Annotated in this window: 20 protein-coding genes and 1 tRNA gene; 5 read left to right on the top strand and 16 right to left on the bottom strand. The window is 69.0% G+C overall.

All coding sequences use genetic code 11. The features are described from left to right. Positions 1 to 146 precede the first annotated feature (146 nt). A complete protein-coding gene (locus AC1ECW_RS15100; protein WP_481202167.1) occupies positions 147 to 440 on the top strand; it encodes a hypothetical protein in 294 nt (97 codons plus the stop codon). An 89-nt stretch (positions 441 to 529) separates the two neighbouring features. Next, positions 530 to 790, top strand: coding sequence for a hypothetical protein (locus tag AC1ECW_RS15095; protein WP_481202166.1), 261 nt, complete (start codon positions 530 to 532; stop codon positions 788 to 790). A gap of 607 nt (positions 791 to 1,397) precedes the next feature. Here AC1ECW_RS15095 and AC1ECW_RS15090 read toward each other — a convergent pair. The 10 genes from AC1ECW_RS15090 to AC1ECW_RS15045 all read right to left on the bottom strand — a co-directional run bounded on the left by AC1ECW_RS15090 (position 1,398) and on the right by AC1ECW_RS15045 (position 9,734). Further along, entirely contained in the window at positions 1,398 to 1,940 is a 543-nt protein-coding gene (locus AC1ECW_RS15090; RefSeq protein ID WP_481202165.1) for a hypothetical protein, read from the bottom strand. Next, positions 1,937 to 4,093, bottom strand: a complete 2,157-nt coding sequence (locus tag AC1ECW_RS15085) for an AAA family ATPase (protein ID WP_481202164.1) — start codon at positions 4,091 to 4,093, stop codon at positions 1,937 to 1,939. Before AC1ECW_RS15085 ends, AC1ECW_RS15090 begins: the two co-directional genes overlap by 4 nt. Further along, complete coding sequence (locus tag AC1ECW_RS15080) at positions 4,087 to 4,290, bottom strand: hypothetical protein (RefSeq protein ID WP_481202163.1); 204 nt, start codon at positions 4,288 to 4,290, stop codon at positions 4,087 to 4,089. The genes AC1ECW_RS15085 and AC1ECW_RS15080 overlap by 7 nt, the downstream gene beginning before the upstream one ends. A 12-nt stretch (positions 4,291 to 4,302) precedes the next feature. Next, a complete protein-coding gene (locus AC1ECW_RS15075; protein WP_481202162.1) occupies positions 4,303 to 4,473 on the bottom strand; it encodes a helix-turn-helix transcriptional regulator in 171 nt (56 codons plus the stop codon). 292 nt (positions 4,474 to 4,765) lie between these two features. After that, positions 4,766 to 5,359 (bottom strand): hypothetical protein, encoded by a 594-nt coding sequence (locus tag AC1ECW_RS15070; RefSeq protein ID WP_481202161.1) that lies wholly within the window; start codon positions 5,357 to 5,359, stop codon positions 4,766 to 4,768. A gap of 65 nt (positions 5,360 to 5,424) precedes the next feature. Further along, entirely contained in the window at positions 5,425 to 6,642 is a 1,218-nt protein-coding gene (locus AC1ECW_RS15065; RefSeq protein ID WP_481202160.1) for a tyrosine-type recombinase/integrase, read from the bottom strand. A gap of 177 nt (positions 6,643 to 6,819) precedes the next feature. Next, a tRNA-Ser gene (locus tag AC1ECW_RS15060) sits at positions 6,820 to 6,910 on the bottom strand. Between the two features lie 56 nt (positions 6,911 to 6,966). Continuing rightward, complete coding sequence (gene serS, locus AC1ECW_RS15055) at positions 6,967 to 8,262, bottom strand: serine--tRNA ligase (RefSeq protein ID WP_481202159.1); 1,296 nt, start codon at positions 8,260 to 8,262, stop codon at positions 6,967 to 6,969. Between the two features lie 27 nt (positions 8,263 to 8,289). Next, positions 8,290 to 9,291: a 4-hydroxy-3-methylbut-2-enyl diphosphate reductase gene (gene ispH / locus AC1ECW_RS15050; protein ID WP_409704746.1), complete on the bottom strand. Its 1,002-nt coding sequence runs from the start codon at positions 9,289 to 9,291 to the stop codon at positions 8,290 to 8,292. Further along, a complete protein-coding gene (locus tag AC1ECW_RS15045; protein WP_409704744.1) occupies positions 9,291 to 9,734 on the bottom strand; it encodes an FKBP-type peptidyl-prolyl cis-trans isomerase in 444 nt (147 codons plus the stop codon). The genes ispH and AC1ECW_RS15045 overlap by 1 nt, the downstream gene beginning before the upstream one ends. 97 nt (positions 9,735 to 9,831) lie before the next feature. Here AC1ECW_RS15045 and radC point away from each other — a divergent pair, with 97 nt between their 5' ends. Together radC and AC1ECW_RS15035 are read left to right on the top strand one after the other, a co-directional pair. Continuing rightward, positions 9,832 to 10,506 carry a RadC family protein gene (gene radC, locus AC1ECW_RS15040; protein WP_481202158.1) on the top strand — a complete coding sequence of 225 codons (675 nt, stop codon included), beginning with the start codon at positions 9,832 to 9,834 and terminating at the stop codon, positions 10,504 to 10,506. Beyond that, positions 10,507 to 11,157: a Smr/MutS family protein gene (locus AC1ECW_RS15035; RefSeq protein ID WP_481202157.1), complete on the top strand. Its 651-nt coding sequence runs from the start codon at positions 10,507 to 10,509 to the stop codon at positions 11,155 to 11,157. It abuts the gene before it with no gap. Between the two features lie 22 nt (positions 11,158 to 11,179). On the opposite strand, the gene AC1ECW_RS15030 is transcribed toward AC1ECW_RS15035, so the two are convergent. The 4 genes from AC1ECW_RS15030 to AC1ECW_RS15015 all read right to left on the bottom strand — a co-directional run bounded on the left by AC1ECW_RS15030 (position 11,180) and on the right by AC1ECW_RS15015 (position 17,521). Next, positions 11,180 to 12,151 (bottom strand): DUF4340 domain-containing protein, encoded by a 972-nt coding sequence (locus AC1ECW_RS15030; protein WP_481202156.1) that lies wholly within the window; start codon positions 12,149 to 12,151, stop codon positions 11,180 to 11,182. 3 nt (positions 12,152 to 12,154) lie between these two features. Continuing rightward, positions 12,155 to 14,977: a Gldg family protein gene (locus AC1ECW_RS15025; RefSeq protein WP_481202155.1), complete on the bottom strand. Its 2,823-nt coding sequence runs from the start codon at positions 14,975 to 14,977 to the stop codon at positions 12,155 to 12,157. Beyond that, complete coding sequence (locus AC1ECW_RS15020) at positions 14,970 to 15,905, bottom strand: ABC transporter ATP-binding protein (RefSeq protein ID WP_481202154.1); 936 nt, start codon at positions 15,903 to 15,905, stop codon at positions 14,970 to 14,972. The genes AC1ECW_RS15025 and AC1ECW_RS15020 overlap by 8 nt, the downstream gene beginning before the upstream one ends. A gap of 314 nt (positions 15,906 to 16,219) precedes the next feature. Continuing rightward, a complete protein-coding gene (locus AC1ECW_RS15015) occupies positions 16,220 to 17,521 on the bottom strand; it encodes a glycerate kinase type-2 family protein (protein ID WP_481202153.1) in 1,302 nt (433 codons plus the stop codon). A 157-nt stretch (positions 17,522 to 17,678) separates the two neighbouring features. On the opposite strand from AC1ECW_RS15015, the gene AC1ECW_RS15010 reads away from it, so the two are divergent. Beyond that, positions 17,679 to 19,364, top strand: coding sequence for a SulP family inorganic anion transporter (locus AC1ECW_RS15010; RefSeq protein ID WP_409710033.1), 1,686 nt, complete (start codon positions 17,679 to 17,681; stop codon positions 19,362 to 19,364). A 15-nt stretch (positions 19,365 to 19,379) separates the two neighbouring features. Here the strand turns inward: AC1ECW_RS15010 and AC1ECW_RS15005 are convergent, their stop codons facing one another. After that, a complete protein-coding gene (locus tag AC1ECW_RS15005; RefSeq protein WP_409710030.1) occupies positions 19,380 to 19,799 on the bottom strand; it encodes an acyl-CoA thioesterase in 420 nt (139 codons plus the stop codon). Positions 19,800 to 19,812: 13 nt separating this feature from the next. Beyond that, positions 19,813 to 21,432, bottom strand: a complete 1,620-nt coding sequence (locus AC1ECW_RS15000; RefSeq protein ID WP_481202152.1) for an indolepyruvate oxidoreductase subunit beta family protein — start codon at positions 21,430 to 21,432, stop codon at positions 19,813 to 19,815. Positions 21,433 to 21,444 lie beyond the last annotated feature (12 nt).

The following is a 21,444-nucleotide window of genomic DNA, read 5'->3' as shown; positions in this document are numbered from 1 at the left end:
CGCCACGTTCACGCCGGCGTCAGCCTGCTTGATGAACCCAATGATCTGCTCTTCCGTGTACCTGCTCTTGCGCATCGCGCTTCCTTTGCGTTGCGCGGATTTTGTTCCTTTGCCGTGGTACGGATCTCGGGGAGCAGGTCAGTCCCATGAATCACTGGCTGCTCGCAGCGGCGTTCGCTGCAGTCCTGGTCGCGCCGACCGCAGAGGCCCGGAGAGGCGCCGTCTCGATCCGCCCCACGCCCATCGTCGTCCGCCCCGCTCCCGCGCCGGTCCAGAAACCGGCCATGCCGCCCGCTGCGGCGCCGAAAGCGCCGGCACCCTCACCGACCCCTGCACCCACCCCTTCGAGCGCCTCCTCGGCCTCGTGGTGGGCCCCGCTGATGGTGCTGCTCGGGATCAGCGCCGTGCAAGGCGGGGGCCAGGAGCAGAAGAAGGACTGAAGGGTTCGTGGGGGACAGGTAGAGAGACCTGTGCCCCGCCCATCGTCACGGGAGCTTCGGCTCCACCAACCAACCAAGGAAAGGAAGGAATGAACCCCTTCTACACCATCGGCGCCCTGATCGTCGCCATCGCCGCCCTCTCTGGCACGGCGCACGCCCGAGGCGGCCCGTCCGCCCCGTCTGGCAGCGGCCCGGTCATCATCGGCGTGGACAAGGAAGGTCGTCCGATCTACTCGGACAGCCAAGGCCACGTGGCCCGCCTGCCGGACGGCACCTGCGTGAGCCGCTACATCCACAACTTCAACGCCGAGGTCCCGTGCCCGGAGCCGAAGTCGCAGCGTAAGCAATGAAGGTCGTCGGTCTTCTCACCGCCGTCGCCCTGACCGTCCACACCATCGCTGATGCCGGCAACCCTCGCCGGTGGGCGCACGGTGGCACGATCCGCAACAAGACGGGCGGGCTGCACGACTCAGCCCACGCCCCTCGAAGCGAGACCCGCGCCCCAGAAAACGGGGGCCGCGAGTTCGTGGGGGACAGGTAGAGAGACCTATGCGGGCCCCACAGCGGGGTCCGCACAGCGGGGGTGACCCCACAAAAATCCCTCAGTAAGGATTCCACTGCACGGAGAGGGGCTTTTGTCCCTCAATTTGAAATCAGCTAAGTCGTTGATTTCAAAGGGTTTGGCGGAAGGGAGTCATCCGAATGAATTGTTCTTGATGGCTTGTTTACTGGGTTCTGCCCGGTCGGAACGAAGAATATGCCCCCAAATGTGCCCCCGCGCGGATTGGGTGGGCACTGCCCCCCGGGGGTCGCGTCTGGTGCATCGACCCAAAGCACGCGGGGGGCTCGGTTCGCGCGCGCGCGAAAGTCGCGGTTTGTGGTTTCTGGGGGGGCCGGCCGGTTTCCGGGCCCAGGCTTCCAGACTTTCAGCCCACCCCCCGGGGCGATAGGCGTTGCCTAAGCCCGCCCCTGCATGAAGGCCCCTTCGAAGCCGCTGCACCGCTGCAACAGCCGCACCACCAGATCGCGCGCCAGCGGCCCGCGCAGGCCCCGAGCGGATGCGCACCGCCAGCCGTCAGCGTCAGCGCGCAGGTGCCGGCACTCCAGGCACAAACGCCGGTCGTCGCGCTCACGGTCGCGCTGGTGCAGGCGGTCGGCCAGCGCGTCGGCTTCGTTGGCCGTCAATCCGGCGTTCAGTGCCTGCTCGGTGCGCTGGGCCATGCGCTCGATTTCCTCTGCGCTTGCCGGGGCGTGATCCCATCGCCGGGCTGGCGGCTCGGCAGGCCGGTGTGCGGTCTTGCCGATGGGCTCGTCATTGGCGGCAGGTGACGCAGCCAGCAGCGCCAGCAGTTCGCCGCGATGCAGCGCCACCAGCGGGCGTAGCCGCTGCACGGCCTCACGCGGGCCGCGCAGCCCGATGCGCTGCCCGTCGGTCAGCACCTCGACACCGGCAGCGCGGGCAGCTTCGAAGATGTCGGCCGGGCGCGTTGCAGCCGTCATAGCCAATCCTCCACGCGGTCCGCCTGGGTCGCTGGTGCGGGGGTGTAGCCCTGAAGATGCTCATCTTTCCTGAAGATGCTCACCTTTCTGGGTATGAGCACCTTCAGGTTTTCTTGAGCATCTTCAGCGGGTAGCGCCCACATCCACCGTTGCCCCGACGATCCGAAGTACCCGCCTTCTTTTCGGGCCTCGATGCAAAGCCGCTGTTTGGCCCGGCGGATGGTCGCCTCGCTGTAGCCTGCGCCTCGTGCCTCGGCCATCACCTGCTTTTGCAGCATCGGCCCATCCTCCAGCAGCCCGCGCAAGAACGCCATAGCGTCCGTCAGTGCGCCCCCTTCGGCTTCGTCGTCGGGGACCAACTCGGCCTGCGCGAGCAATTCGCGGGCCGCGCCCTCGACCAGCCCGGCCCACGTCACGCGCGAAGCCCACAGCCCCGGCTTGGCCTCGGCCTGCTCCAAGTCGTAGCCGATGCCTCCGGCGTCCTCGCCGATGTTGGACTTGCTGCGCACCAGCAGCCGCGTTGCCTCGCCCGGGGCCGTGTTCTCCCGCTTGGCGGCCACCATCACCACGCGGGCCAGTGCCGCAAACGCAATGGACCCCGTGACGCGCTCGGTAGGGTCGCGGCCTGTCGTGCCTTTGGTCAGGTGCGTGATTCCGACCACCGCGCAGCCCAGCCGCGCGGCCAGGTCCACAACGGGTTGCAGCGCCCGGCGCACTTCGCCGTTCTTGTACGAATCGGCGGCCACCGCCGACACGATAGGGTCAAGAATCACCAGCCTGGGCCGCACGCGCTCCAGCGCCTCGGCCAGCGCGCGCATGTCGGCGGCGGGGTCGAATGGCCGGGTCTCGTGTCCGGTGCGCACTTCACCCACGAAGTGCACGCGCTGCGTGTCGGCTCCAGCGGCCAGCAGTCGCGGCACCAAGGTGTCGGCGGGGTCATCCTCGCTGGACCACATCACCACGTCGCCCGCCTGCGGGCAGCGCGTGCCGTCCGGCCAGCACCCCGCCGTCGTGACCGTTGCGGCCAGGCCTAACGCCAGCGTCGTTTTGCCGCAGCCGGGCCGACCGGCCAGGATGTGCAGCTTGCCAGCGGCCAGCCAACCGGGCCACAGCCAGCGCACCGGCTCGGGCTCGATGCTGCTGGCTCTGCGCAGTTGAACACCCAGCGCTGCGGGTTCGGGCTGGCTCGCGGCCTCGATGCAGCACCGAACCGCCTCCAGCCCCCGGCGCCGGTGCAGGTCGTTGAAGTCGGTGTCTCCCGGCTCACGATCCGGCCCGAACTCCGGCACCGCCAGCCGCGCCCCGGCGGCCCGCGCGGCCTGTATCGCATGCCGGATGGGCTCGCCGCTGGCCTTGTCGATATCGGCCAGCACGATGATGTCGGCGTTGGGGTATCGCTGCCGCATCGCCTGCGCCACGGCTTGCAGGTTGGTGCACGCCAGCGCGGCAATGCCCACATGCCCCGTTGCCTCGCTCGCCGATGCCACGGTCGCCACCCCTTCGCCGATCAGCAGCGCGGCCCCGCCGTCCTGGGGCAGCTTGGCCGTGGCCCAGTAGCCCCCGGCCTTCGTGCCGCGCCCGGCCAGCGCGCTTTTGCGCCCAGCCTCGTCGATGAGTTCCAGCGTTGCCAGCCGGTCGCCTTGCTTGACGGGCACCACCAGCAGGCGGCCCGCCAGCGGCTCGCCTCGTGCCCGTGGCGTGTAGCCGAGAATCTGCACGGCCTTGTCGGCGTCGATCTCGCGCAGCGTCGGCACTGGCGCCACACCCTTGCGCATCAGGTAGGGATGCCCGGCCCGCGCCGGGCTCGCCGCGCCCCAGATGGTGGCGGCTTTGTGGGTCGTGTCCGCCCGCTCGGCGTCGTTCAGCGCTGCGGGCTGGTGGGGCGGATCGTCGCGCCAGCCATGGGCCCGTGCCTCATGAAACAGGCTCCCGATGCTCACCCCGCCGTCGGGCTTGATGGAACGCCATACGTCTTTTGCGGCCCGCGCGTCGTAGTTGCTGGCGCTCTGGCTCCAGGCATCCCACAGGGCAAAGCCCGCCTCGCCGAGTTCGGATTTGACGGCCATGGCCATGCGCACCCACGTGTCGCGGTCGTGGGCGTCGATGTGGCGCAGCGCGTCGCCGATGCGGTTTACTTCGTCCCAGATCACCATGCGCCAGCCTCCCCAGTGACCAGGGCCAGCACCATGTGCGCGGCAGGTGCAGCCACAGGCCCCACACAACCGGCAGCGCTGGCGCTGCACACCCACAGGCCCCAGCCCAAAGCCCTTGCGGCGTGCTGCCGGGCTGCCTCGATCGCGCGCGCAGGGTCACACCGGCGCCACACGCGCCCGATGATGAAGTCGGCCATGTCGCCCCCCTGTCAGCCCAGACTGGCGATGAACTGCTGAATCTCGCTGGAACGCCAGACGGTGGCGCGGCCCATCTTCAAGGGCTTGGGCAAGCGCCCTTGCTTGATCCACGCGTACACGGTCGCGCGCGATACCTTCAGGATCGCCACCACGTCGCGCAGCCTCAGCAGCGCATCGGCCATGGGGGCATGGTGCGCGCCGGTTAAGGATGGGCTAAACTCTGCTTTACTGTCCGGGCTGGCGGTCAATCTCGCCATACGATTTCCTTTCACGAAGGATCGTTCAATGACCGAAAGGAACCGTGCCCGGCGCGACCAGTTGCGTAGTGTTTGGCTTATGTTGGCCGGACACGGCCCCTTCGGGGCTTGAGCCCATCGACCTTGCGGGTCGGTGGGTTTTCTTTTCGTGACGCTGTTGTGCGTCACTGGAACGAATTATGTACAGCTAGACGAATGAGGAAAGCCCCTCGGCCTCTCATTTTTTGTCACTAGCGGCGCTAGTGACATTTTTTTTGCCCCGCTTCTGAGGAACATGGCCGGATGCGCGGTTAACCGCTCTGGTGACCGTGGAATCGCTTGCCGTGTACTTGCTATTGATCCGCTCGCGAAGCTTGCTGCGCGCCTGTTGGACCGACACGCCCTTGTCAATCAGCTTCTGATACTCGCCTTTCGCCCAATCGTCATCAACGATCCTGGCCCTTGGCGCCTTAGCAGCTTTACGCGAACCTGCGACCTTCTTGCGGTTTCCCTGCACGTCGGGGGCTGCGGCCAGGTTCTGGCCGTAGTACAGGCAGGCATTGCGAAGCGCATCAACGAGGGATTGCGCCAATTCGAAATGGCCTTGCAGGTAGGCGTGCAGCGCTTCGCTGCGGCGCTCGGCCAAGTGCTGGGCCACCCAGTCGGGCAGGGGGTGTTCTTTGCCCTCGATGAACGAATCGATGCTCGATAGGTCAATGCCCGTGGTCGTCAGCATTTCGAGCACGAATGACGCCTCTTTGTCGTCGTGGTACTGCCACGTGCCCCCGTTGCCTGCGGGGTTCGTGATCCACCGGCGGTTGGTGACCTTCATTTCAAGCAACATCTCCCAAGGTTCAGCCCCAGCCCTGCCGCGCTGTGGGGCGTTGTGTTGATCGTTCAGGCCGCCTTGAAGGGCAAGACCTTCGCGCCCTGCCTCAGCGCGTCCAGATGGTCGGCGTACCACTGCATCATCCGGCGCCGCTGGGGCAGGTACGTGGCGAAGTTGTAGGCCGCGCTCACTTCGTCGCGCTCCATGTGCGCCAGTTGAAGTTCGATGTGCGCGTGATCGAAACCCGCTTCGTGCAGGATCGTCGATGCCAGCCCCCGGAACCCGTGCCCCGTCATCCGCCCCGCATACCCCATGCGCTTGAGCGCGGCCAGGATGGTGTTATTGCTCATGGGCTTTTCATGGTCGCGCTCGCCGGGAAAAAGAAGCCCACCGCGCCCGCGCAGTTCATGCAGGCATCGCAGCACCTCCACCGCCTGCCGCGACAGCGGCACGATATGGGGGGTGCGCATCTTCATCCGCTCGGCCGGGATGCGCCACTCGGCCGCCTCCAGGTCGAATTCGTCCCACCGCGCCGCGATCAACTCGCCGGTACGAACGAAGGTCAAGGCCATGAGTTTCATGGCCAAGCGGGTGTAGGGCGAACCGTCGTAGGCCTCGATCTTGCGCAGCAACTCGGGTAGCTCTTTGGCCTCGATGCGGGCGTAATTCGTGGCCTTGCGAGACTTCAGCGCGTCCGACGGCCTCACGTCCGCTGCGGGGTTGCGTTCGATGAGCCCATGGGCCACGGCATAGCGGAACACCTGTCCGCACGTCTGAAAGCATCGCTTGGCGATGTCCAGGGCGCCCCGGGCTTCGATCCTCTTGGCCATCGCCACCAGTTGGGGCGCGGTAATCTCCCCGATCGGCTTGCGCCCGAGCGCGGGGAATACATCGGCCTCCAGGCGCCGTAGCACATAGTCCGCATGACGGGGCGATCTTGAACCCTTCCAATGCTCGAACCAGGAACGGGCCACTGCCTCGAATGTTTCCCCCAAGGCCAGCCGCTGGGCGAGCTTGCGCTCTTGCTTCAGGGCCGACGGGTCTTGCCCCTCGGACAACAACGCCTTGGCTTTGTCGCGCTCGCGCCGTGCCTCGGCAAGCGACACCTTCGGATAGATGCCCAGCGCAAGGCGCTTTTCCTTCCCGGCGTAGCGGTACTTCATACGCCAGTACTTGCCCCCGTTGGGCAGCACTTCGAGATACAAGCCGCCCGAGTCAGCGAACCGGGCGTGCGCTTTGCCCTCAGGGCATTGGGCGTTCTTACAAGCGGTGTCCGTGAGCGGCATGGGGGCACATTCGGGGGAAATGGCGGGGGCATCAGCCAGTTTGTGCCCCCAATAGTGCCCCCACTTCGGCCTGGCTGTCAAAGAACAACAATAGACGTTGGAAAACAAAAAAGCCCCGTCTGACGGGGCTTTACAGGGGGTTGTTCGGACTTCGCTGGACCTTGCCGAACACATCTTTGGCGGAAAGGGAGGGATTCGAACCCTCGATACGGGAAACCCGTATACCGGATTTCGAGTCCGGCGCATTCGACCACTCTGCCACCTTTCCTGGGATCGTCGGCTCGCGGGTGGTCTTCCGCGAGCGAAGCTTTGGATTATAGCGTGTCAGGCCCTTAGCTCGGCAAGCCCGCCCAGGTAGGGCCTCAGCACCTCGGGCACCTCGATGCTGCCGTCGGCGCGCTGGTAGTTCTCGAGCACGGCCACGAGCGCGCGGCCCACGGCCAAGCCCGAGCCGTTGAGGGTGTGCACGAGTTCGTTCTTGCCCTGGGCGTTCTTGAAGCGCGCCTGCATGCGGCGGGCCTGGAAGGCTTCGCAGTTGGAGCAGCTGGAGATCTCGCGATAGGTGTTCTGCGCCGGCAGCCACACTTCCAGGTCGTAGGTCTTGGCCGCGCCGAAGCCCATGTCACCGGTACACAGGGTGATCACGCGGTAGGGCAGGCCGAGCTTTTGCAGGATGGCCTCGGCATGGCCCACCATCTCCTCCAGCGCCTCGTAGCTCTTGTCGGGGTGGACGATCTGCACCATCTCGACTTTGTCGAACTGGTGCTGGCGGATCATGCCGCGGGTGTCGCGCCCGGCGCTGCCGGCTTCCGAGCGGAAGCACGGGCTGTGGGCGGTGAGCTTGATCGGCAGGGCCTCCAGCGGCAGGATCTGCTCTCGCACGGTGTTGGTGAGCGAGATCTCCGAGGTGGAGATGAGGTATTGTTCTTGCGACTGTTCGTCCCCGCCGCGCAGGACCCAGAACATGTCGTCCTTGAACTTGGGCAACTGCCCCGTGCCTTCCAGCACCTCGCGGTTGACGATGTAGGGCGTGTAGCACTCGGTGTAGCCGTGCTCGGTGGTCTGCACATCCAGCATGAACTGCGCCAGCGCCCGGTGCAATCGGGCGATGGGGCCACGCATGAAGGTGAAGCGGGCGCCCGAGAGCTTGGCGCCGGTTTCGAAGTCCAGGCCCAACGGGGTGCCCAGGTCCACGTGGTCCTTCACGGGGAAGTCGAAGCGGCGCGGCGTGCCCGAGCGGCGCACCTCGACGTTGGCTGCTTCGTCCGCGCCGACCGGCACGCTGTCGTGCGGCAGGTTGGGCACGGACATCAGCAGCGCGTTCAGTTCCTGCTGCACCACGTCGAGCCGCTCGGCACTGGCTTTGAGTTCGTCGCCGATGCCGGCCACTTCGGCCATGGTCGCGGCGGTGTCCTGACCCTGGGCCTTGAGCTGGCCGATGCGCTTGGACAGTGCATTGCGCTTGGCCTGGAGTTCCTCGGTGCGCGTCTGGATGAACTTGCGCTCGGCTTCCAGCGCGGTGAAGCGCTCGACGTCGAGGAAGGGTTGCGGCGACTTGCGGGTGGACAGGCGCTGCACGACCGCATCGAGGTCCTTGCGCAGCAGGTTGATGTCGAGCATGGTGTGTTCGTGTTCTGGAGAAGGGAATCAGCGTGGGCTGGCGTGCAGATGGGAGGGGCTGGGGGGCTGGCCCATGGACTTGTCGCCCAAACCGCGCGGCAGCGGAAAGCGCATGGTTTCCTGGATGCCGTCCATGCGGCGCACGGCAGTGGCCCCCAGGCCCCGCAGGCGCTCGATGACCTGCTGCACCAAGATGTCGGGTGCCGAGGCACCGGCCGTCAGACCCACGCGCTGCTTGCCCGCGAACCACTCGGGGCGCAGGTCGTCGGGCTGGTCGACCATGTAGGCCGGGGTGCCCAGGCGATCGGCCAGCTCCCGCAGGCGGTTGCTGTTGGAGCTGGTGGGGCTGCCCACGACGATCACGACGTCCACCTGCGGGGCGAGCACTTTGACGGCATCCTGCCGGTTCTGCGTGGCATAGCAGATGTCTTGCTGCTTGGGTTCGCGCACCTGCGGGAAACGCCGGCGCACGGCCGCCAGGATCTCGGCGGCGTCGTCCACCGACAAGGTGGTTTGCGTCACCACCGCCAGTCTGGCGGGGTTTTTGACCTGCACGCGCTCCACGTCGGCCACGTCCTCGACGAGGTAGATGCCATCGTGCAACTGGCCCATGGTGCCTTCGACCTCGGGGTGGCCCTTGTGGCCGATCATCAGGAACTCGTAGCCTTCCTTGCGCAGCTTGGCCACTTCCACATGCACCTTGGTGACCAGCGGACAGGTGGCGTCGAACACCGTGAAGCCGCGGCGCTGCGCTTCCTCGCGCACGGCCTTGGGCACGCCATGGGCGCTGAAGACCAGCGTGGCGCCTTCGGGCACCTCGGCCAGATCCTCGATGAAGATGGCGCCCTTGGCCTTCAGGTCGTTGACCACATAGGTGTTGTGCACGATCTCGTGGCGCACGTAAACCGGCGCACCGTACTTCAGCAGCGCGCGCTCGACGATCTCGATGGCACGATCGACGCCCGCGCAGAAGCCGCGCGGCTCGGCCAGCACGACCTCCTGGAGCTTCACCTGTTCTGCGGCCGCCATCACAGCACCCCGATGAGCTGGACCTCGAAGGACACCGGCACGCCCGCCAGGGGGTGGTTGAAGTCGAACAGGATCCACTCGTCGCCCACCTCACGCACCACACCGGCATAGGTGCCCGTGCCATCGGGCGTCGGGAACTGCACGACGTCGCCGGGGTGGTAGTCGGCGTCCGGGTCACCCAGCTCGTCGATCAGGCTGCGCTTGACGCGCTGCAGCAGTTGCGGATTGCGCTCGCCGAAGGCCTCGCCGGCCGGGATCTCGAAGACGCGGCGGGCGCCCTCCTCCAGCCCCAGCAGGCGCTGCTCCATGGCCGGGGCGAGTTCGCCCGCGCCCAGCGACAACGTGGCGGGTTTGTCGTGGAAGGTGTTGATGATGTCGGCCCCGTCAGGGCCGGCCAGGCGGTAGTGCAAGGTCAGGAAGGACCCGGGTTGGACGGTGGCCACGGCGCGCGTTCCGGTTTTGTAGACTGGCTGACATTGTAGAAGTCCGGCCCCAACCCCCTCGGCCGCCTCCTGGACGGCCCTTCGCCCCGGATGTCCCATGTCGATCAAGGACCTGCCCGCCGACGCCCGCCCGCGTGAAAAATTGCTCGCTCTGGGCCCTGCCGCCCTCGCCGACGCCGAACTGCTGGCCCTGCTGCTGCGCACCGGCCTGAAGGGCACGCCCGTGCTGCAACTGGCCCAGCAGCTACTGCAAGGCTTCGGCGGCGTGGCCGGGCTGTTGCATGCGGGGGCCGATGAGCTCCGGCGCGTCAAGGGCCTGGGCCCGGCCAAGCGGGCCGAGCTCGTGGCCGTGCTGGAGCTGGCCCGTCGCGCCCTGGCCCAGGCGCTGCAGGCCCGGCCGGTGTTCGAATCCCCCACTCAGGTGAAGGACTACCTGCGCCTGAAGCTGGCCGCCCTGCCCCACGAGGTGTTTGCGGTGCTCTTCCTCGATGCCCAGCACCGGCTGTTGGCGATGGAAGAGCTTTTCCGCGGCACGCTCACGCAGACCAGCGTCTACCCGCGCGAGGTGGTCAAGCGGGCCCTGGCGCTGAATGCCGCGGCCGTGCTGCTGGCGCACAATCACCCCTCCGGTGTGGCCGAGCCGTCCAAGGCCGATGAATCCCTGACGCGCACGCTGCAGTCGGCGCTCGGGCTGGTGGATGTGCGGGTGCTCGATCACTTCGTGGTGGCACGCGAGCAGGTGGTGTCGTTTGCCGAGCGGGGCTTGCTGTAGATGAAAGCCAAGAGCCTGGCCGATTTGGCCGCGATCAAACAGGTTTTGCAGGCTCGGGCTCGTGAAGCGGCCCAGCGTGAGGCGATGCGGCGCGAACACGAAGCGCGCCAGCAGCACGAACGCGAGCTGTTCGCCCGCAGCGTGGGGCCGGTGCATGGATTGAAAGATCGCGGCTTGGCCGCGGTGCAACGTCCACGGCCCGATCCGCGGCCGCGGCAGCGTGTCCTGGATGAGCAATCGGTGCTGCGCGAGGCGATTTCCGACGAGTTCGACGTCGAGACCCTGCTGGACACCGACGAGGCGCTGTCGTTCCGCCGCCCTGGCGTGGGGCCGGAGGTGGTGCGCCGCCTGCGCCGCGGCGACTGGGTGATCCAGGCGCAGATCGACCTGCACGGCCTGCGCCGCGACGAGGCGCGCGAGCAGCTGGCCACCTTCCTGCGCGAGGCGGTCAGGCAGGGCTTGCGCTGCGTGCGGGTGGTGCATGGCAAGGGCAACGGCTCGCCAGGGCGCGAGCCGGTGCTCAAGGCCAAGGTGAAGACCTGGCTGGTGCAGAAGAACGAGGTGATCGCCTTCACCCAGGCACGGGCCCCGGACGGGGGCGCAGGAGCCCTGCTGGTGCTGCTGCGGCCCTCGGGCGGACGCGGCCTGTGAGGCCGGTCCGTGGGCCACAGGGTCAACCGCCGGCCGGCGCCAGGCGGTCCAGGCGGGTGGCCTCGATCCACTGCGTGGCGGTGGCGGCCGGCAGCTCGAAGACCTCGGGACGGCCGGACACCTTCAGTCGGTAGGCATCGTCCGCGGCCCCGCGCGCCAGAACATACTCCACCGGCGAGGATTCGCCTTGGCGCACCACGCGCCAACGCGCCTGCGGCGCCTGCCAGGCCTGGGCCGGCAGGTCGTCATGCGCCAGTACGCGGCTCACGCGCAAGGTGGCCAGCAAGCCGGCCAGACGCTCGGCCGCCTGCGGATCCAGGCGCCGCCCCTCGGGCAGGCCCTCGGCCTGCCAGCGGGACTCTTCCCGGCCTTCGCCGGAGCCATCATCGGCGGCCGGACGCAGGACCACACCGGCCACATCGATCCGCTCGAGCTGCGGGCGCGCCACGGCCAGCCAGCCGAGATCGCGCCAGTCATCGGCACGCACCGACACCTCGTAAGCCGGCAGATCGACCACGTGCACGGTGTCACGCCCCGCCACACGCGCATGCGACTGGCGCAGCGCCGGCGAGCTGCCCAGCACCAGCGTGGCCAGCGTCTGGTCCCCGCGGGCCAGCACGATGCGGCGCTCGTAACGGTCGTCGGTGAGCCCAAAACGTTCATGGGCCTGCGCCCGGGTGGCCACGGGCACGCCCTGGCGCAGCGCCAGCAGCCGCTCCAGCAGCCGCTGCACCTCGCCCGTGGCAGCCGGGAAGGGCGCGGCCCCGCCGGTGAGCAGCCAGCGCTCGCCTTCGCGCCGCAGTTCGATGCGCTCGCCGGGGCCCCGGGCCTCGATCACAAGGCGGTCCACCTGGTCGGCCGACAAGGCCAGCAGGGGCTCGCGGGCGGCAGCCCGCAGCGCATCGCTGCGCCCTGGCAGGCCCAGCGCCAGCGCCAGCAGCAGTTGCACGCCCAGCAGCCCCGCCAGGATCCACAAGGTGCGTGGTGGGATCATCGTTCAGACCTCCGCAAGCACACGTTGATGGCGGCGCCGGTCGGCGCGCGCGACGAGATGGCGCCACAGCACGACCGCGGCCAGGCCCAGCGCAGCCAGCCCATAGTTGGCCGCCTCCCAGCGTGCCGCATGGCCCTCGGGCAGCGGGTCGAGCGTGCGCGCCCATTGACTGCGCCCGCGCAGGGCCAGCAGCGCGCGGTCCTCCAGCGCCCAGTCGATGACGTTCTGAACGAAGGCCACGGGCTGCAGGTACAGGGTGTTCAGGCCCTGCGAGGCCAGGTCGATCGCGGCGTCCGAGCCGAAGGCATTGCTGGCCACGACCACCAGCCGCGCCGAGGCCGGGGAGTGCTCGATCACGCCAAGCGCCCGGGAGGCCCCGTCCTCGGCCAGCGGGGAGTCCTTGCCGCGGTAGTAAGACTCGAAGCGGCCCTCCAGGGCCACGGCCAGGAGCCGCGGGCCGCGCTCGCCCTGCACGGCAAAGCCGGTCTCGGGGTGGCTGCGGTAGTCGGGCAGCACGTCGAGGCTGTCGGACACCCAGCTCGCGTTGGAGCTGCGCAGCAGCCGGGCCACCTGCCGGCCGGATTGCCGGGCCTCGTCCACATCGATGGGCGAAGCCCAGTTGAGGGTGAGCTGGCGCAGCGAGGCGGTGATGGGGTGCTGCGCGTCCAGGCCCTCGCCGCGCAGGTCCGGAAAGTGCGGATAGGGCAGCATGCGGATCTCGCGCACGGTCAGGCCGCCGAGGCTGCGCTCCACCGGCACGGGCAGCGCGGCGTTGCGTTCGTCAAGCACCATCTGTGCGCCGATGCGCAGCCCATGGTGCGCCAGCCAGTCTTCCAGGCCGGACGTCTGCCGCCGCGCCGTGAGACTGCCGCCCACCTCGACCTGGAAGGGCGAGGTGGCCAGCACGACGCTGCCGCCGCGCATCAGGAACTGGTCGATCGCGAAGCGCTGCTTGTCGTTGAGGTTCTCGGGGCTGAGCACGAGCAGCAGGTCGGCCTGCGCGCTCACGCGGCCGTCGCTCAGATCGGTGTCGAGCACGCGCGCGCCCTCGCCCAGCATGTCGGTGAGCCGGCCGAAGCTTGGGCTGCCGTGGCTTTGCGGGCGCCACACCGCGACCGTGCGCAGGAACCCCGGCGCCAGGCGCTGCAAGGCGGCATCGAGGTTGCGCTGCAGGGCCTCGCGCTCCAGCGGTTCGGGCAGCGGCACCTGCACGGCCTGTCCCTCGCCACCTTCGAGCACCATGTAGAACCAGAAGGGCTTGGGGTCGACCAGGCTGGCCACCTGCGGGCCAAAACCGTAGCGCTGCTGCAGCTCGCGCGCGAGGGTGCCGCCGTCGGCGTCAGGGTCGGCAAAGTGCAGCTCGAACTTGCCTTGCGAGCGCTCGCGCAGCGAATCCCCAAGGGCCACCAGATGGCCACGCAGCTCGCGCAGCGGCTCAGGCAGACGCTCGTCGGGCGAGACGTAGGCAGCCAGACGCACCGGCTGCTCCAACCGCTCCAAGGGGTTGCCAGCGGCCTCGTAGGCCTGCACCACCTTGCGGATGGCGCGCGTCAGCGCGTATTCGGGGTCGCGCAGCACGACGTCGAGTTCGCCTTCGCCACGGGCCTTCACCTCGATAAGCTCGCGATACCCCAGGGTCTCGTGCTGGTCGCCATAGGCCACGACGACGTCGAAGTAGGAGCTGACCACCGCGGCCTGGTGGCGGCTGGCGATCTGGAAGGGCACGGGCCGGATGCCGTAACGCGAGGCCGCTTCCTCCTCGGCCTGGCGGTCGCGCTGCGGATCGACGAACTCGACGCGGGCACGCCCGCCGGCGGCCGCGGCATATTCCTCGAGCACGTCCTTCATGCGCGGCACCAGCGGGGCCAGCAGCGGATGGGTGCGCGACGAAAAATAGCCACGAATGAGCAGCGGCTCCTCCAGCGCCGCGAGCTGGGCCCGCGTGGCCTCTGACAGGCTGTACTGGCGGCCCTCGGTGAGGTCGAGCCGCGCCAGCGACAGCGGCGCGAGCCACAGGTGTGCGGCCACGAGGTTGGCCACGCCCAGGCCCAGGGCCCAGGCCCAGCGGCGATGCGCCGGCTGCCAGGGGTTGCCGACCCAGCGCAGGCGTTCCAGGCCATAGAGGTTGAGCAGCAGGAAGACGCCGACAATGGAGACGTAGTAGTACAGGTCGCGCAGGTCAAGCACGCCACGGGTGATGGACTCGAAACGCGAGCCGCTGCCCAGCAGCGCCAGCACGCCGGCCACGCCATGGCCGAACAGCGCGGTGAAGAAGTCGGCACCCACCAGGTAGAACAGCCCGCACACCGCGGCCGTCAGGATGAGCGCGACGACGGGGTTGTCGGTGCGCGCACTCAGGGTCTGGCCAATCGCCACATAGGCAGCAGCCAGCAAGAGCGTGGCCACATAGCCGCCCACCACGGGGCCCGGGTCCAGCGGCCCAAGCCAGGCGGCGGTGAACACCACCGGCCAGGTCAGCGCCAGGGCCAGGGCCACCAGCGCCCAGGTGGCGAGAAATTTGCCCAGCACCAGGCTGGCTGGCCGCACCGGCGCGGTCAGCAGGCTCTCCAGCGTGCCGGCACGGCGTTCCTCGGACCAGCTTCGCATCGTCAGGGCCGCGACGAGGAAGATCAGCAACAGCGGCATCCAGCGAAACAGCGGCCGCAGGTCGGCGATGTTGCGCGCGAAATAGGCCTCGACCCAGAAAACGACGAACAGCGTCGCCGCCAGGAAGGCCGCGATGAAGAGATAGGCCGCCGGGCTGGCGAAATGCCCGCGGAACTCCTTGCGGGCGATGCGCCCGACTTCCTGCAAGGCTTCACGCATGGGTCACCTCCGGGGCGCTCGGGCAGGCCAGGCCGTTCACCTCGGCGAACACGGTCTCCAGGTCACGCCGGCGCGGCTGCAGGGCGTGCAGGCGCACACCGGCGCGTGCCAGCGCCTCGGCCACGGCCGGGGCGGCATCGATCGGTGCGTCCACGCACCAAGACCGCGGCGACGCTGCGTCGGCCTCGACCCTCACCCCTTGCACGGCCGGCACCTCGCGCAAGGCGCCGGCCACATCGCCTTCGGCCTGCACGAGCAGGCCTGCGCCGCGCTGCAGCGCGTCGATCCGGGCATCGAGCACCAGCCGGCCTGCCCGCAAGATCAGCACCCGTTCGCAGCTGGCCTGCACCTCCTGCAGGATGTGGGTGGAGACGATCACCGTGGCCTGGCGTGCCAGCTCGCCGATGAGCTCGCGCATCTGCAGGATCTGGGTCGGGTCCAGGCCGTTGGTGGGCTCGTCGAGGATGAGGATGTCGGGCTCGTGCAGCAGGGCCTGGGCCACACCCACGCGCTGCCGGTAGCCGCGCGAGAGCGTGTGGATCGCGGCAGTGGCCTTGTCCTTCAGCGCCGTGCGTGCGATCGCACGGGCCACGGCCCGGTCGCGCCGGGCGGCCGCCACACCGTGCAAGGCGGCCTGGAAGTCCAGGTAGTCGATCACCGTCATCTCGGGCCAGACCGGGCAGTTCTCGGGGAGGTAGCCGATGCGCGCCTGCACCGCGCGCCGGTGGCGGCTCACCTCCAGGCCGTCCACGCGCACCGAGCCCGACGTGGGCTCGAGGTAGCCGGTGATCATCTTCATGATGGTGGTCTTGCCGGCGCCGTTGTGGCCCAGCAGGCCCACCACCTCGCCGCGCGCGATGTCGAAGCTGACATCGTCCACGGCGGTCAGGGCGCCATAGCGGCGCGTCAGGTGTTCCACCTGGATCATGATGGGAGACTCCTCCTCGGGACGAACACGGCCGCGCCGGGCTGCATGACGCCCCCGGCGGGCTGAGAGACGGATGGAAACGCGGCGCCCGACGGGCGCACATGGGCCGTGCACGCGGCCCCTCAGGCGCAACGGCCCGGCCCCGCGGCCTCAGGGCGGCCCGGCGCGCAGGGCATCGGACAGGGCGCAGCAGCGCCGCGGCAGCGGTGGCATGAGTGTCGGGTTCATGGTGATGAAGGACAGCTCAGGAAACCGTGACGGAACGATTCGCCGCTTCAGATGGGCCTGCCCCGGAAAAGTTCAAGCCCCGGTGCTCACCCGATCCAGATCGCCCGGAAGTCGTTGACGTTGGTATAAGTGGGCCCGGTGACCACGAGATCGCCCAGCGCCTCGAAATAGCGGTAGGCGTCGTGACGGTCGAGCGCGTCCTGGGCCTGCAGACCCAGGGCTTCGCCGCGCGCCAGGGTGTCGGGCGTGACGAGGGCGCCAGCGTTGTCCTCCACGCCGTCGATGCCGTCGGTGTCGGCGGCCAGCACATGCACACCGGGTTGCCCCTGCAACGCCAGCGCCGCACCCAGCAGGAACTCGGTGGCGCGGCCGCCGCGCCCGCCGGGGGTTCGCACGGTCACCGTCGTCTCGCCGCCGGACAGGAGCACACAGGGCCGCGCAAAGGGCTGGCTGCGCCGGGCCACCTGGCGGGCCAGGGCGGCATGCACCTGTCCCACCACGCGCGATTCCCCCTCGATCTCGTCGCTCAGGATGTGCGCCGCCACACCCAGGGCCGCTGCGGCCTCGGCCGCGGCCTCCAAGGCCTGCTGCGGCGTGGCAATCAGGTGCACTTCGTGGCCGTCGAAGACGGGATCGCCCGGCTTGGGCGTTTCCAGCTCGCCGCGCGCCCAGGCGGCTTCAATGTCCGCCGGCAGCGTCAGGCGGTAGCGGCGCACGATGGCCAGAGCGTCGGCGCAGGTCGTGGCATCGGGCACGGTGGGACCGCTGGCGATCACGCTGGGATCGTCGCCGGGCACGTCGGAGATCACGAGTGTGACTACCCGCGCCGGCGCACACAGCGCCGCCAGCCGTCCGCCTTTCAAGGCCGAGAGGTGCTTGCGCACGCAGTTCATCTCGCTGATCGAGGCGCCGCTGTCGAGCAGCGCGCGGTTGAGGGCCTGCTTGTCGGCCAGCGTCACGCCCGGCGCAGGGGCGCTGAGCAGCGCCGAGCCGCCGCCAGAGAGGAGGCACAACACGAGGTCGTCCCTCGTAAGGCCGCGGGTGAGCGTCATCATGCGCTGCGCGGCCGCCTGGCCCGCCGCATCGGGCACCGGGTGGGCCGCCTCGACCACCTCGATACGACCCGGCGCAGCCCGGTAGGCCGGGGGCACATGGCCGTAGCGCGTCACGACCAGGCCGCTCAGCGGTGCGTCTTTCGGCCACAGGGCATCGACGGCCGCGGCCATTGCCCCGCCGGCCTTGCCGGCGCCCAGCACCAGGGTGCGCCCACGTGGAGGCGGCGGCAGACGGCCGGCCAGGCATCGGTCCGGTTGCGCGCGTGCGATGGCCGCATCGAGCAGGTGGCGCAGCAAGGCACGGGGGTCGTCCAGGCGGGCGGGGGCGGTCATCGGCGGTCTCCATCGGCAGGGTCGGCAGCGGCGAGCCTACCTCAGCCGGCAGACAAGGTGGAGCACCATGCTCAAGCATGCTTGACCGGGCCTGCCTGAAGGTTCGAAGATGCCGCCTTCGAAGGGCCAGGACACGCTAGAACCCACAAAGCACACCATGGGCATACGGCTTCCCGTCGGACTCGAACTCGCCTCCTTCCGCCCTCGCCTCCTCGACGATCTGCGGGACTACGACCGCCAACGCTTCGTACGCGACCTCTCTGCCGGTTTCACCGTGGGTGTGGTGGCGTTGCCGCTGGCCATGGCCTTTGCCATCGCCTCGGGCGTCAAGCCCGAGCAGGGCCTCGTCACCGCGATCATCGCTGGCTTTCTCATCTCGGCGCTGGGGGGCTCCAGCGTACAGATTGGCGGGCCGGCCGGTGCCTTCATCGTCATCGTCTACGGCATCGTGCAGCGCTACGGCCTGGGCAACCTGCTCGTTGCCACCGTGTTGGCCGGTGGCCTGTTGTTCCTGATGGGCCTGTTCAAGCTCGGGGTCCTGGTGCGTTACATCCCGATCACCATCGTGATCGGCTTCACCAACGGCATCGCGGTGCTGATCGCGCTGTCTCAGGTGAAGGACCTGCTGGGCCTGTCGATCGATGCGCTGCCGGCCGACTTCTTCGGCCAGCTCGCGACGCTGGGCCGCCACCTGCACGGTTTCAACCCGATGGCGCTGGGCCTGGGCCTGGCCTGTCTGGCCATCGTCATCCTCTGGCCCAAGCTCTATGCGCTGCCGGCCATCGCCCGCTCGCCTGCGCAGCGCGCTCTGAAGGTGGTGGCCCGCCTGCCAGGCACCATCGTCGCGCTGGGCCTGGCCACCGCGCTCACCGCCCTGTTTGCTCTGCCGGTGGAGACCATCGGCTCGCGCTTCGGCGGCATTCCCCAGGCCCTGCCCACCTTGCAGTGGCCGGCCTTTTCGTGGGACGGCATCCGCCAGCTCTTCATCCCCACGCTCACGATTGCGATGCTGGGCGCCATCGAGTCGCTGCTGTGCGCGCGGGTGGCCGACAACCTGAGCGAACGCCCTCGCCACGACCCCAACCAGGAACTGATGGGCCAGGGCGTGGCCAACATGGTCGTGCCCTTCTTCGGCGGCATCCCGGCCACGGGCACGATTGCACGCACGGTCACCAACGCCCGCTCGGGCGCCACCAGCCCGGTGGCGGGCATGGTGCATGCGCTCACGCTGCTGGTCGTGGTGCTGGTAGCCGCACCGCTGGCCTCGCAGGTGCCGCTGGCGGCTTTGGCCGGCATCCTGCTCTTCGTGGCCTGGAACATGGGCGAATGGCGCGAGTTCGTGCGCTTGCGCCAGTTCTCGGTGCCCTATCGAGTGTTGCTGGTGGGCACCTTCGTGCTCACCGTGGTGTTCGACCTCACCGTGGCGGTGGAGGTCGGCCTGGTGATGGCCTGCGTGTTCTTCATCTACCGCATGAGCACGCTGTTTCGCATCGAGCCGCTGCCCCTGCCGGCGGGCGTGCCCGACACGGTGCAGGCGATGAAGCTTTATGGCGCCCTGTTCTTCGGGGCCGTGGCCAAGGTGGAAGCCATCACGCAGCGCCTGCGCCCGGGCATCCGGGTGCTGGTGCTGGAGATGCACCGCCTGATCTCCATCGACACCACCGGCCTGGACGCGCTGGAGCAGTTGCACCGCAGCCTGCAGCGCCGGGGCATCCGTCTGGTGCTGTGCGACCTGAACGAGCAGCCGCGCAGCTTGATGGAGCGCTCGGGCTTTGCCGCCCACCTGGGCGCGCACAACCTCGTGCCCGACCTGCACGCCGCGGTGGCCGCTGCGGCCGCCTGAGCGATCGGCCGGGGATCAGCCACACAGGGCGCGAATGTCTTCCGGGATGGGCACGGCGCGGATGGCGTGCGGGTCCTCGCCGGTGCGCTGTGCAAACACGCGCACTTCGGTGCATTCGCACAGCAGCTCGGCGCCGCGCAGGATGCGATGCTTCATCACGAAGCTCTTGGCGCGCCATTCGGGGATGTGGGTCTCCACGATGATCTCGTCGCCGTAGCTGGCCGGGCGCACGAAGCGCGCCTGGGTGTCCACCAGCGGCGTGCCCAAGATGCCGGTGGTCTTTTCCAGCTCCTTCCAGGGCGGCACGCCGCAGGCGATGAAGAAGCGCCGCGAACCGGCGTCGAACCAGCGGAAGAAGTTGGGAAACCAGACGATGCCGGCCGGGTCGCAGTCGCCGAACTCGACATGGACGGGCAGGTGATGGATGCGGCTCATGGCGGACAGGAACTCAGGATGCAGGGCGCCGTTTGTACCACCGGATGGGCTGGGCCTTCACCGGACGGGGCGGCGCGCCATGCTGGACCAGGGCCTGGTCGAGCGCCTTGCCGGCATCGTCGGCCAGAGCGGCCGCGCGCGCCGCGCCGATGGCCGCTGCGCGCTGCTCGGGGGTCTCGAACGACGCCGCCGTCGCCAGGTGATCGAGCACGTGCAGCAGGTTGTCTTTGCCGCGCTCATTGGTCGAACCATAGCCCTTGATGAGCCGGCCGCATTCGGCGATTTCGTAGCCAAGCTGCCACAGCGTGCGCGTGCCCTGCTCCACGCCGGCCAGCCAGCGCTCGATCAGGGACTGCTCCAGCGCGAACCGGCTGCCACGGCGGCGCAGCCCCTTCAGGCTGGCCAGCACCCGCAGGGCCAGGAAGCCGCCGAGGGTGTGGGTACCGATCTTCAGGGGCAAGGCCAGAGGCTCCTTGCCGGCGGCGATGCGGCGCCGGTCCCATTGCAGCAGGGGTCGGGCCAGGCCTTCGGGCAGCAAGGCGGCGAGTTCGGGCACGCCGGGCTTGAAGTGGTCATAGAGGTAGACCAGTTCCCCCTCGGTCGCCTTGACCTCGCGGCGCACGCGCTCGAAGCGGCTGGCGCGGCACTTGAGGTCGGCCACGCGCACGATGTCGTCGAAGGCCATCCACAGCGCCAGGTAGCGTGCCGTTTCTCGGGTGACGGCCCAGCCGTGTGCGCCCTGGGGGTCGATGCTGCGCTCGGCCTGCAGCACCCGGTCGAGCCGCTCGATGTAGAGCGCCGCGTAGGCGCGGTCCTGGTACTCGAGCATGCGCGCATGGCCTGCGGCGACTACTTCGTGGGTGGCCGCAGGAAAGCGCAGCGCCAATTCGGCCGGCAGGGCCGCTCGCGCGGGTGCCAGCCCCGCCGCGGGTGCCAGCCCCGCCGCGGCGGCCTGCGCCGCCTGCAGCACCACGGCCTGCCGTGCCCGCGCGGCCGCCACCGTGTCGTAGGCCTGCCCGAAACCCCTCAGGCTCGCCTCCACCGCCTTGCCAGAGGCACGGATCACCGCCTCGTAGGCGTCGCGGGCAAACGGCAGCACGCCGCTGGCCGCCACCGCACCCAGCAGCACCGCGCTGATCACGGTGCCGGTCTGCTGGGCCATCGCCGCCATGTCGAACACCCGCGCCTCGCGGCTGTAGCGCTGCACCATCGCCAGCAACTGCTCCCCGCTGGCGCGGCCGTCGCCAGGCTGCATCTTCTCGGCCACGGTCAGCGTGCGGCTGGAGGAGCTGATCACCGTGGTGCGCTCGGGGCTGACCATCCCCAGGCCGATCTGACGCACGGTCTCCAGCAGCTCGGACGACACCAGCAGGTCCAGCGCTCCAGGCACCGGATAGAGGCTGAAGACGGGGTGACGATCGCCCAGCTCGGCATCGGGCCGCGGGTGGATCTCCAAGTAGTAGGTGGTGGCACCGGTGCGCTGGGCCACACCGGGAATGGAGGTGCTCTGCGCGCTGTGGCCGCAGTGCAGCGCCGTCTCGAACAGCCATTGCGAGAGCACCCCTCCGCCTTCACCGCCAAGGGCGCAGATCAAGACGCTGACGGGACGGTCGGCCCAAGAAGTGGAGGACATGGTCTTCGGTGG

Source organism: Caldimonas hydrothermalis (genome assembly GCF_056746695.1).
The sequence above is the reverse complement of the archived record's forward strand: the minus strand, read 5'-3'. Positions and strand labels throughout refer to the sequence as shown.